The following is an 11,859-nucleotide window of genomic DNA, read 5'->3' as shown; positions in this document are numbered from 1 at the left end:
GGTGACGACAGATGGCCGAGGTTCTCTCACAAAGTGAGATTGACGCGTTGTTGGCAGCACTTTCTTCCGGAGAGATGGATGCCAACGAGCTGAAAAAAGAAGAGACTGAGCGGCGGGTTAAAGTATACGACTTCAAGCGGGCATTGCGATTTTCCAAAGATCAGATTCGCGGATTGACGCGTATCCACGAAAACTATGCACGGTTGTTGACGACATATTTTTCAGCTCAGCTTCGTACCTTCGTGCAAATAACAGTTGCCTCCGTCGACCAATTACCGTATGACGAGTTTATTCGCTCCATTCCGAAGATGACGATTCTCAATATTTTTGAGGCGCCACCACTTGAAGGCCGAATGGTTTTGGAAGTGAATCCAAACATCGCATACACGATGCTGGATCGACTCCTTGGCGGGCAAGGAATTATCCCCGACAAAATGGGGGCACTGACAGAAATCGAGACAACCGTGATGGAGCGCGTGTTTGGAAAGGCATTGGATACCTTCCATGAAGCGTGGAAACAAATTATCGAGTTGGACCCGTATTTGGAAGGGCTTGAAATGAATCCCCAATTCATGCAGATCGTTTCTCCGAACGAAATCGTGGCGGTTATCTCCTTTAGTACAAAAATTGGAGATACGACGGGGATGATCAACCTGTGTCTGCCACACGTCGTGTTGGAGCCAATCATGTCGAAGCTGTCCGGACAGTACTGGTTTTCCAAACAGAAGAAAACGAGGGATGAAGAGGAGCGATTGCGGGTTGAGGAGCGGGTGAAAGCAGCCAGCCTGCCGATTATCGCGGAGTTGGGTACCGCTGCCATCACCGTAGGAGAGTTTTTGCAGCTTCAGGTCGGTGATGTGATCCAGCTCGATCATCTCGTCGATAACAAGTTGAGAATTAAAGTGGGAGATCAACTGAAGTTCCTGGGACAGCCCGGCACGCAAAAAGGTCGTGTTGCGGTGCAGATCGACGAAGTCCTTGAGGAAGGGGAGGAAATGAATGAGTAGAGACATGCTTTCTCAAGAAGAAATTGACGCGCTGCTGCGAGCAAACAATTTGGTAGAAGAGGAAACGGAACAACAGAGCGTGCCAGATGTGGCCGACTACCTGTCGGCGTTTGAGCAAGACGCACTTGGAGAGATTGGAAACATCTCTTTTGGCAGTGCAGCAACGGCTCTCTCTACCTTGTTAAGCCAAAAGGTGGATATTACGACGCCTACTGTTTCGATGGTTCAAGTCAGCGAGTTGGAAAAAGAGTTTCCCATGCCGCATGTCGCAGTTCACGTAGAGTATACAGATGGCTTTAAAGGCGTCAACCTGCTTGTCGTCCGGATGGAAGATGCGGCGGTTGTAGCCGATCTGATGATGGGCGGGGATGGTCGCCCGAGCACGACGGAAATGTCCGATCTGCATATAAGTGCAGTTCAAGAGGCCATGAATCAAATGATGGGGTCTGCAGCCACGTCGATGTCTACCATTTTTAATCAACTGGTAAACATCACACCGCCAGGGATTGATGTGATGGATCTTGCGCAGGGGAAGGGCGGAGACAGCTTCACGGAGGATGACACCCCGCTGGTCAAAGTCTCATTCCGTTTAAAGGTAGGGGAGCAAGGAGAGCTGATCGACTCCAATATCATGCAGCTCTTGCCGCTATCCTTTGCGAAGGATATGATCGGACGTCTGACTGGCGCATCAGATGCGGATGCCGCTGCTGCAAGTCCTGCTGAGGAAGCTCAAGCGCCCTCTGCTCCTAGTCAGCCGGCTGGCCACACCGAACCAACGATTCCGGCAAGTCCAGCCACTCAGCCGCCAGCAGCAGCTGCACAGACACCTTATCCAGAACAGCCGGCACAAGCGCCGCACCCTGGTTACGCACCACCGCCGATGGGTTATCAGGCTCCGCCGATGTACCAGGATCCATATGGTCAGCATCCTTATCCACCGGCTTATGCGTACCCGCCGCAATATGTCCAGCCGCCGGTTCCACACGCTCCCCAGCACTTTGGAGCACAGCCGATGAATGTTGCCAATGTGAAAGCAGCGCAATTTTCTCCGTTCGGTGGCGGTATGATGGCTGCACCTGACGAACAGAACCTGAATTTGCTATTGGACATTCCTCTGCAGGTGACAGTCGAGCTTGGCCGTACGAAGAAGCTGATCAAAGACATACTGGATCTTTCAGCCGGATCGATCATCCAACTGGACAAGCTGGCTGGTGAGCATGTAGACATTTTGGTAAACAACAAATTGATCGCCAAAGGCGAGGTTGTGGTCATCGACGAAAACTTCGGGGTTCGCGTAACCGACATTATCAGTCCGATTGACCGCGTTTCGAAATTGCAATAACAACGGTAAAAACGAGGAGGAGCTAATCCATGTCTAACAAAGTTCTCATTGTTGATGACGCAGCATTTATGCGCATGATGATTAAAGAAATTCTGTCTAAAAACGGGTACAGCGTCGTCGGAGAAGCAAGCGACGGAGCACAGGCAGTAGAAAAATACAAAGAACTCGGTCCTGACCTGGTCACCATGGATATTACCATGCCAGAGATGGATGGAATCTCGGCACTGAAAGAAATCAAAAAGATTGATCCGAATGCTCGTGTCATCATGTGTTCTGCGATGGGGCAGCAGGCAATGGTAATTGACGCCATTCAGGCAGGAGCAAAAGATTTTATCGTGAAGCCGTTCCAGGCAGATCGCGTATTGGAAGCGATCAAAAAGACGTTGAGCTAATGATGAAACTCCGGGACACAAGGGTGCGGCTCATCTGGATTTGTTGCCTGCTGTTGTTGTTCGTCGCTTCCCTTCCGGCTCAGGCTTTGGCGGAGAGCAGTTCTGTCGCCGATGCACTGAAAAAAGGCACGCTATCGACTGATGGGTCCGCCGGTCCACAGGAACCGGCACCCATTCCAGGAAGCGGGTCTGGCAGTATGTGGGGTTACCTGATACAGGTTATTTTCTCACTGGGCATCATTCTGGTTCTCATCTATTTGTTGCTGCGTTTTTTGTCAAAGCGTCAGGTTGGAATGGCACAAGGGCCGATTAAAGTCATCAGTATGGCACCGCTCGGGAATGGGAAGTCGGTCCAAGTGGTAATGATCGGAGAATCATTGTACGTGCTCGGTGTCGGTGAAAATGTTCAATTGCTTCATCACATACCGGCTGGAGAGGAAGCTGACCTGATTTTGGCAGATGCAGAAATAAAAGGCGCGCTGCCATCGCCGCTGAAATGGCTCCCATTTGGCGGCAATCGAAAGAACAGTGACGAATTTTTCCAGCCTTCCGATGGGCAAGGTCGTACGTTTGAAGAAATCCTACGAAACCAGTGGGGAACGGTAACAAAACGCTCGGAACAAAATGTCCGCTGGATGGATGAGCAAGGTAAGGACAGAGGAGATTTGGGATGAAACAAATACTGCAGCTGCTCGTGATTGTGCTCGCATTGCTGGTCATACCGGATATGGCGGCAGCAGCACCGGTTCAACCATCATTGGTCCCTACGATTGACTTGAAAATTGGGGGCGGAGCTGGTACGCCGCAGGAGACTTCGACAGCCATTCAATTGCTGTTGATCTTGACAGTTCTGTCCGTAGCGCCTGCCATTTTGCTGCTCATGACCAGCTTTACGCGAATTGTCGTCGTATTGTCGTTTGTCCGCAATGCATTGGCAACTCAGCAAATGCCACCAAACCAGGTATTGATCGCACTCGCTCTGTTCATGACCTTTTTTATCATGTCCCCGACATTGGCCAAGGTAAATGAGACGGCTGTCCAGCCTTTTATGCAGGGGCAATTATCGCAAGAACAGGCGTTTGCGGCTGCGGTCATCCCATTCAAGGAATTTATGGCCAAACAGACACGTGAAAAGGACCTGGCGCTGTTTCTGGAGTTTGCAAAGGCAGAGCGGCCGAAGACAGTACAAGATATTCCGCTTACTGCATTGGTTCCCGCTTATGCGATCAGTGAACTGAAAACAGCATTTCAAATCGGTTTTATGATTTTTATTCCGTTTCTTGTCATCGATATGATTATTGCAAGTATTCTGATGGGAATGGGGATGATGATGCTTCCCCCGGTGATGATCTCACTCCCGTTCAAAATTTTGCTGTTCATCATGGTCGATGGCTGGTACCTGGTAGTCAAATCTCTTCTGACCAGCTTTTAGCGTACGAGAGGAACCCGGCCAAGGAGGGTAGAGCATGACACAAGAGTTACTTATGAGAGTTGCCCAAAGCTCTGTCTATACGATTTTGCTGATCGCTGCTCCGGCGCTGGGCGTAGGTCTGCTGGTAGGGTTGATCGTCAGCATTTTTCAAGCAACGACACAAATTCAGGAGCAAACGCTCGCTTTTATTCCCAAAATCGTCGCCATCCTGGTCACCATCCTGGCTGTCGGCCCTTGGATGCTGCGAATCATGCTCGAGTTCACCATGGGGATATTTGGGAATCTCCACAAGTTTGTCGGGTAACCAATGACAGCCTTCTTGGTTCACCTACCTGTGTTGTTGCTTGTATTTGTCCGCCTGACCGCTTTCTTCGTATCGGCTCCGTTTTTCTCGATGAAAGGCGTGCCGAATCAGTTTAAGATCGGTTTGGCTTTGTTTATGGCGGTCATCAGTTTTGGTTCTGTCCCGGTTCAAGGGGCAATCCCGATGGATTTGACATTTATCCTTTACGTCATCAAAGAGGCATTGGTCGGCGTCATATTGGGCTATATTTGCGAGTTGATGTATGTCACTGTCCAGGTTGCGGGCGGGATCATGGATATGCAAATGGGGCTGGCTATGGCCAACGTCATCGATCCGCGGACCGGTGCGTACGTTCCGCTTACGGGCCAATTCAAAAACGTTTTGGCGATGCTATACTTTCTGAGCATGAATGGACATCATATGCTCATTCGCGGAATCATCAAAAGCTATCAAGCCATTCCAATCGATGCCGTATGGGCTGCTTTGGGCAGCGAACAGGTCATGTGGCTGGCGGTAAAAGTATTTCGGGAAATGTTTCTAAGCGCCTTTCTGATTGCTACGCCGATAATCGTTTCATTGTTTCTGGTAGACCTTTCTCTTGGTATTATCGCCAAATCAGTCCCGCAATTTAATATTTTTGTTGTTGGATTTCCGATCAAACTGCTGGCAGGCTTTCTTCTGTTAATCGTAGTGATGCCTGCATTTCTCCTGACGTTAAGCAGTTTGTTCGAAAAAATGTTTCGATCGTTAGCGGAGATGATGAAGCTGCTCGGAGGAACAGGATGAACCGAATAACTTTTTTGTACCCTGTCGACCTCCAATACTTCAGCGGAGAGAAGACAGAAAAGGCAACTCCCAAAAAGAAACAGGATGCCCGTAAAAAAGGGCAAGTGGTGAAAAGCGCCGACTTGTCTCCGGCGCTTAGCCTGATGGCAGCGTTTCTCATGCTCGTCGCTTTTGGTGCAACTATGTTTCATTCCTTTGAAAACCTGATGAGAGAGTCCCTGATCACCTTTGCGACGTGGCAAGTAAATGAAGAAAACCTGGCAATCATTATCCGGAAGGTTGCCTGGGAAGCAGTCAAGATTGCCGGGCCAGTGCTCGCCGCTGTTTTTTTAGTTGCCCTCTTTGCAAACTACGCCCAGGTGGGGTGGCTGTTTACGACAGAGACGATTCAGTTCAAACTGGAAAAATTGGATCCTATCAAGGGGGCCAAACGAATGTTCAGCCTCCGTTCATTGGTGGAGCTGGCCAAATCGCTTTTAAAAATCAGTACAGGCATACTGGTTGCCTACATGATCTTGTGGGATGTGCGAGATGAATTAATCAAGCTCTCCATGCAACCGCTGGAAGCGACGCTCTCCTTTGCTGCAGCGGAAGCTTCCAAACTGGGACTGCTAATCGGGCTGTTGCTTCTCATCTTGGCTATTTTGGATTACTTGTATCAACGATATGAGTACGAAAAAAATCTGCGAATGTCCAAACAGGATATTAAAGACGAATACAAACAATCAGATGGTGATCCCCTCATTAGAGGGAAGATTCGTGAGCGTCAGCGCAGCATGGCAATGCGGCGCATGATGCAGGAGCTGCCGAAAGCCGATGTAGTGATTACCAACCCGACTCACTTTGCGGTTGCGATCCGCTACGACAGCAATGAGATGCACGCGCCGACAGTGATTGCCAAAGGGCAAGACTACATGGCATTGAAGATTAAGGAAATTGCAAAGAAACACCGTATTGTAACGATGGAAAACAAGCCTCTTGCCAGGGCTCTACATAGCCAGGTGGAGATTGGTCAGCCGATACCTGAAGAATTGTTTAAAGCGGTTGCCGAGGTTCTCGCCTATGTATACAAACTGCAAGGGAAAGTGAAGTAAAACAAAGAAGAGAGGAGGACTAACGGTGGGATTAAAGATGAAAGAGCTAGGTACGGTCTTGTTTGTCATTAGTATCGTTGTCATGATGGTGATCCCACTGCCTTCCGAGTTGTTGGATCTGCTTCTCATATTGAACATCTCCCTTGCCTTGACGATTTTGCTAGTGTCTATGTACACGCGGGAGACATTGCAGTTCTCCATCTTTCCTACAGTCCTGCTGATTACGACACTCTTTCGACTGGCTTTGAACGTCTCGACGACGCGAAACATTCTTTCGCATGCCGAGGGCGGAAAAGTTATTGAAGCGTTCGGCAGCTTCGTCGTAGGCGGCAATCAGGTCGTAGGTTTTGTTGTTTTCCTGATCCTTGTCATTATTCAGTTTATCGTGATTACAAAAGGCTCGGAGCGCGTTGCCGAGGTTGCAGCACGCTTTACCCTGGATGCAATGCCAGGGAAACAAATGAGTATTGATGCGGACTTGAATGCCGGGATGATTACCGATACAGAAGCTCGGGCCCGTCGGAAAAAAATCGAAGACGAGGCGGATTTCTACGGCGCGATGGATGGTGCCAGCAAGTTTGTGAAAGGGGACGCCATCGCCGGTATTATCATCTTTATCGTGAATATTATCGGTGGATTTATCATCGGCATGGTGATTCATGACATGAGCTTTGCCGAGTCCGCTTCTAAATTTACAACGATGTCCGTAGGTGACGCGCTTGTCAGCCAAATCCCGGCGCTGCTCATTTCGACTGCGACCGGTATCATCGTAACGCGCGCAACGTCTGGAGACGGACTGGGCGAAGATATCGCCAATCAGCTATTCAGCTACCCGCGCCTGCTGTTTATCGTGGCCGGTGGAATATTCCTGCTTGGCTTGCTCACGCCCATTGGTCTGGTGCCTGTTGTTCCGATTTCCGGCTTGCTCGCTTTTGCCGGATGGAAAATGACGCGGAAGCAAAAGGTGGCCTGGGAAGAGACGGCTCAACAAGAAGAAGATCAGCAGCTGGAAGAAGTGCGCAGTCCAGAAAGCGTCGTCAACCTGCTTCAGGTCGATCCGATCGAATTTGAATTTGGCTATGGACTCATTCCGCTTGCGGACAGCAAGCAGGGTGGTGATCTGCTCGATCGCGTCATTATGATTCGACGCCAGGTTGCCTTGGAACTTGGCATTGTCGTGCCGGTCATCCGCATCCGGGATAACATCCAGCTTCGCCCGAATGAATATGTGATCAAAATCAAGGGGAATCAGATTGCGACGGGAGAAATCCTGCTCGATCATTATCTCGCCATGAGCCCGGGCTTTGACGATGATTCGGTCGTCGGGATCGAAACCGTTGAACCTGCGTTTGGTCTTCCCGCTTTATGGGTAACAGAAGAAAATAAGGAGATTGCTGAACTTTCCGGATATACGGTTGTGGACCCTCCATCTGTTGTCGCCACTCATTTGACCGAAGTGATCAAGCGTCATGCTCATGAATTGCTTGGACGTCAAGAGACGCGGGCACTGATTGACAATGTTAGAGAGGTGGCACCGGTTCTCGTCGATGAGCTGATTCCAGGCTCTCTGTCGATCGGCGAAGTGCAGAAGGTGCTGCAAAAGCTTCTGCGTGAAAAAGTCTCGATTCGCAACCTGACAGTCATTTTGGAAGCATTGGCTGATCATGCGATGTACACAAAAGATCCGGAAGTGTTGACCGAATACGTGCGTCAGGCGATGTCGCGCCAGATCACCCTGCAATATACGGAGCCGGGACAGCCGCTCCGCGTCATCACCGCCGGACCAGGATTAGAAAAGACGATTTCCGAGCACGTAGAGCAGACTGAGCAGGGCAGCTACCTGGCTATCGATCCGGAAACATCACAGCGCATTTATCAGAATATGTCAGCGGAGGTTAGCAGAATGGTCAATTCGGGACAGCAGCCGATCATTCTCTCATCGCCTGCCGTCCGCATGTATCTGCGTCAGCTCATGGAGCGGATGATGCCGGATGTTCCTGTTCTGTCGTACAGCGAGCTGGAGCCACATGTTGAAGTGCAAAGTGTAGGGATGGTGAACATTTCGTGAGAGTAAAACGATACATAGTCGATTCCATGCCGGAAGCACTTGACAAAATTCGTGTTGATCTAGGGTCCGAAGCCATCATTCTCAATTCCAAAGCAATCAAGACGGGAGGCTTTCTCGGTTTTTTTGGAAAGCAGCAAATTGAGGTGGTCGCGGCTGTCGACGACAAAGAATCCGAAAAGCAAAAAAGCTCGGCTGCGGCCAGACAGCGGACCGTTCCCGCCAGACCTGTAACGACCGGCACGAGCACTGCCCAGCGAGCCTATCAGTCTATTGCGGCAAGCTCCCAGACCAAAAGCCAGGGCATTGGGAGCCAGCCGCTGTCGGAAGACGCTGCACCAGTCCTCTTCGGCAAGCAGGATACACGTGAGCAGAGGGTGGAGGCGGAACGTCACGGATCAGACAATCTTCTGAAAGAGCACCACCCAGAAAAAGAACCGATAAAAGAATTGATGAAAGAACCAATGAAAGAACCAATGAAAGAACCAATGAAAGAACCGATCCAACCCCGGAACTCGAAAACCGACTCGCCCCCGTCGGCGAGTGAGCAGAGCGATCAGATCGCACTTGAGGTCCGCAGCATGCGGCAGATGTTTGAAAAGCTGTTGACCAATGATATGACACAGCAATTGCCCCAGCCGGTTCAAGCGGTGAGAAGCCGATTGAGGCAGCAAGAGGTAACTGAGGAGGCTGCAGCGCAGGTTATTCAGCAAGTCATTCTGGAGTGCGAGACTGATTGGGATGATGCCAAGGCCTCGCAGGTAGCGGAGGAATTGATCGCCAAGCGTCTCGAAAAAGCCGTGAAACGGCCATCTTGCATCGAAAAAGACGTACGGTATGCTTTCTTCTTTGGACCGACTGGCGTGGGAAAGACGACGACCATCGCAAAATTGGCGGCAGCCTGCATGTTAAAGGAAAAGCGGAAAGTCGGCTTTATTACGGCAGACACATATCGGATTGCGGCCGTTGAACAACTGAAGACGTACGCAAACATATTGAATGTACCGTTTGAAGTGGTTTTTTCTCCGAAAGAGATTCCGCAAGCGATGGAGCGATTAAGCGGGTGTGATCTGATCTTTGTCGACACAGCGGGAAGAAACTACCGAAATGACGAGTATGTGCAAGGGATTCGCGATTTGGTGGTGGCAGATCAAAACAGTCTAAACTTTTTGGTACTGAGTCTCACGTCCAAATACAGCGACATGAAGACGATCATCCGCAATTTTGACGATGTTCCGGTTTCCCGGGTCATTTTTACAAAGGCGGACGAAACGGATGCCTATGGGGCCATGCTAAACGTAGCGTTTGAGACGGAGCTCTCGATTTCTTATGTGACTACGGGCCAAAATGTCCCGGACGATATTATCGTGGCGACCCCCCGACTGATAGCTAACATGATAATGGGGGAATGAATCGTATGCATGACCAAGCAAAACGACTTCGTGAGCGAATGCAGCAGAATTCGTCCTCCCGGCAGACGCGGTTGGTTACGGTGACGAGCGGCAAAGGGGGAGTAGGGAAATCCAACTTCAGCCTGAATTTCGCACTTGGCTTGCGCGAAAAAGGGCACAAGGCTATCCTGTTTGATGTCGATTTGGGACTTGCAAACCTGGATGTACTGATGGGAATTACGCCAAAGCGTCACCTGCTGCATTTGATCGATCAAGAGGCAACAGTCTGGGACATCATGGAGACAGGACCCGGAAATTTGGAATTTATCGCGGGAGGTTCAGGGTTTACCCAAATTCTTCAGCTCGACAACCACAAGCTGGATATCCTGTTTCAAAAGCTGGAACCGCTTCACGGCTACGCCGATACGATTATTTTTGACACCGGGGCGGGCATCTCTCAGGAGTCTTTGCGATTCATGCTGTCTTCGGATGAAGTGATTTTGGTCACGACGCCAGAGCCGCCGGCTATTACGGATGCGTATGCTGTAATTAAAATGATTCACTCCCGCAATCCTCAGACGAAGGTACGCCTTGTCATTAACCGGGCAACGTCGGATCGTGAAGGACAAGCCACTGCGGACAAATTGAGCATGGTAGCCAAACGATTTCTGGATATGGAGATAAGCAAGCTCGGCTATGTCATGGATGACGATCATGTCACAAAGGCTGTAAAACAGCAGCGTCCGTATTTCCTTGCCTTTCCGCAATCGCAAGCTTCCAAAAGCATCAGAAATCTGGTAGCTGCATATCTCGGGAGCGCTGGAGCAGCGGGTTCCGGTTCACCAGGAGGTTTAAAAGGTTTCTTTAAGAAGCTGAAGGGCTTCATCCCATAATACAACTAGACTTCGGAAGGGAGCGATGGCGGATGAGTACTATTCGTGTTCTCGTCACAGATGATTCGGCATTCATGCGTAAGGTTATTTCTGACATCCTGCAAAGCGACCCTGAAATCGAAGTAATTGATCGTGCGAAGAACGGACTTGAATGCGTGGAGAAGGCTGCCAAGCTGAAGCCTGATGTAATCACGCTGGATATCGAAATGCCGATCATGAATGGCTTGGAAGCTTTGGAACAGCTAATGAAGCAAAGTCCTGTTCCTGTAGTGATGTTGAGCAGCTTGACCAGAGAGGGCGCAGAAGCAACGATTCGAGCGCTTGAGCTCGGAGCCATCGATTTTGTTGCAAAGCCATCCGGGCCGATTTCACTTGATATTCACAAAGTCGGCGATCGTCTGATCGAGAGAGTGAAAGCTGCCTCTCAAGCCAAGAAAAGAACGAATAAGTTTAAGCTTCATGCAGAGAGTACTGCTTCCCCGTTCCTGTTCGCAGCCAAGGCCACGGAAGACATTGTGCTTGCACCCCGGCAGGCATCGACTGAAATGCCTGTAAACAGAGCTGCATCCGGTTCGGCCAAGCTTGTGGTGCTGGGAACTTCAACCGGAGGCCCCAAAGCACTGCAAACTGTTCTGACAGCATTGCCCAGTCAGCTCCCTGCTCCGATAGCAATCGTGCAGCATATGCCAGCCGGTTTTACAAAATCGCTGGCACAGCGTCTGGACTCTCTCTGTGCGATCCGCGTAACAGAGGTAACAGACGGAGAATGGTTGGAGCCCGGAACCGCGTACATCGCACCTGGCGGCTATCATTTTGAAGTTGTACAAACGAACGGAAGACTGCAGGCCAAACTGCATCAGGAAGAGCCCCGAGGTGGTCACCGTCCTTCTGTCGACATCCTTTTTGAGTCTGTCAGCCGATTGACAAAAGTAGACAAATGGGCAATTATCATGACAGGCATGGGAAATGATGGGACGAAGGGCCTGATCAAAATGAAGGAAATAGGTCCTGTAACGAGTATTATCGAGGATGAATCGACATGTGTCGTGTTCGGGATGCCGCGTGCGGCCATCCAGGCAGGCCTCGCTGATCATGTCGTGCCATTACACAAAATTGCAGAAACACTCTGCAAGCTGCTGCACTGATTTTGGGA

The 11,859-nt window shown here is 50.2% G+C and carries 12 protein-coding genes; all 12 read left to right on the top strand.

Annotated features, from left to right (window positions below):
* Nucleotides 1-11: 11 nt before the first annotated feature.
* From fliM to NST37_RS14940, 12 genes are read left to right on the top strand one after another with little or no spacing between them, the layout of a single operon-like run.
* Entirely contained in the window at nucleotides 12-1,007 is a 996-nt protein-coding gene (gene fliM, locus NST37_RS14995) for a flagellar motor switch protein FliM (protein ID WP_339185543.1), read from the top strand.
* Nucleotides 1,000-2,349 carry a flagellar motor switch phosphatase FliY gene (gene fliY, locus NST37_RS14990; protein ID WP_003385882.1) on the top strand — a complete coding sequence of 450 codons (1,350 nt, stop codon included), beginning with the start codon at nucleotides 1,000-1,002 and terminating at the stop codon, nucleotides 2,347-2,349. Before fliM ends, fliY begins: the two co-directional genes overlap by 8 nt.
* Nucleotides 2,350-2,378: 29 nt before the next feature.
* A complete protein-coding gene (locus NST37_RS14985) occupies nucleotides 2,379-2,741 on the top strand; it encodes a response regulator (protein WP_003385881.1) in 363 nt (120 codons plus the stop codon).
* Nucleotides 2,741-3,415, top strand: a complete 675-nt coding sequence (locus NST37_RS14980) for a flagellar biosynthetic protein FliO (RefSeq protein WP_024983837.1) — start codon at nucleotides 2,741-2,743, stop codon at nucleotides 3,413-3,415. Before NST37_RS14985 ends, NST37_RS14980 begins: the two co-directional genes overlap by 1 nt.
* Nucleotides 3,412-4,173, top strand: a complete 762-nt coding sequence (gene fliP / locus NST37_RS14975) for a flagellar type III secretion system pore protein FliP (RefSeq protein WP_003385879.1) — start codon at nucleotides 3,412-3,414, stop codon at nucleotides 4,171-4,173. The genes NST37_RS14980 and fliP overlap by 4 nt, the downstream gene beginning before the upstream one ends.
* A 34-nt stretch (nucleotides 4,174-4,207) precedes the next feature.
* A complete protein-coding gene (gene fliQ / locus NST37_RS14970) occupies nucleotides 4,208-4,477 on the top strand; it encodes a flagellar biosynthesis protein FliQ (RefSeq protein WP_003385878.1) in 270 nt (89 codons plus the stop codon).
* Nucleotides 4,478-4,480: 3 nt separating this feature from the next.
* A complete protein-coding gene (fliR, locus tag NST37_RS14965) occupies nucleotides 4,481-5,263 on the top strand; it encodes a flagellar biosynthetic protein FliR (RefSeq protein ID WP_003385877.1) in 783 nt (260 codons plus the stop codon).
* Nucleotides 5,260-6,357 carry a flagellar biosynthesis protein FlhB gene (gene flhB / locus NST37_RS14960; protein WP_003385876.1) on the top strand — a complete coding sequence of 366 codons (1,098 nt, stop codon included), beginning with the start codon at nucleotides 5,260-5,262 and terminating at the stop codon, nucleotides 6,355-6,357. Before fliR ends, flhB begins: the two co-directional genes overlap by 4 nt.
* 25 nt (nucleotides 6,358-6,382) lie before the next feature.
* Nucleotides 6,383-8,425 (top strand): flagellar biosynthesis protein FlhA, encoded by a 2,043-nt coding sequence (gene flhA, locus NST37_RS14955; protein ID WP_003385875.1) that lies wholly within the window; start codon nucleotides 6,383-6,385, stop codon nucleotides 8,423-8,425.
* Nucleotides 8,422-9,834, top strand: a complete 1,413-nt coding sequence (gene flhF / locus NST37_RS14950) for a flagellar biosynthesis protein FlhF (protein WP_339185542.1) — start codon at nucleotides 8,422-8,424, stop codon at nucleotides 9,832-9,834. Before flhA ends, flhF begins: the two co-directional genes overlap by 4 nt.
* Before the next feature lie 5 nt (nucleotides 9,835-9,839).
* A complete protein-coding gene (locus NST37_RS14945; protein WP_003385872.1) occupies nucleotides 9,840-10,706 on the top strand; it encodes a MinD/ParA family protein in 867 nt (288 codons plus the stop codon).
* Nucleotides 10,707-10,738: 32 nt separating this feature from the next.
* A complete protein-coding gene (locus NST37_RS14940; RefSeq protein ID WP_003385871.1) occupies nucleotides 10,739-11,851 on the top strand; it encodes a chemotaxis response regulator protein-glutamate methylesterase in 1,113 nt (370 codons plus the stop codon).
* Nucleotides 11,852-11,859 lie beyond the last annotated feature (8 nt).

It is taken from the genome of Brevibacillus sp. FSL K6-6036 (assembly GCF_037964015.1).
Lineage (GTDB): Bacteria > Bacillota > Bacilli > Brevibacillales > Brevibacillaceae > Brevibacillus > Brevibacillus borstelensis.
The sequence above is the reverse complement of the archived record's forward strand: the minus strand, read 5'-3'. Positions and strand labels throughout refer to the sequence as shown.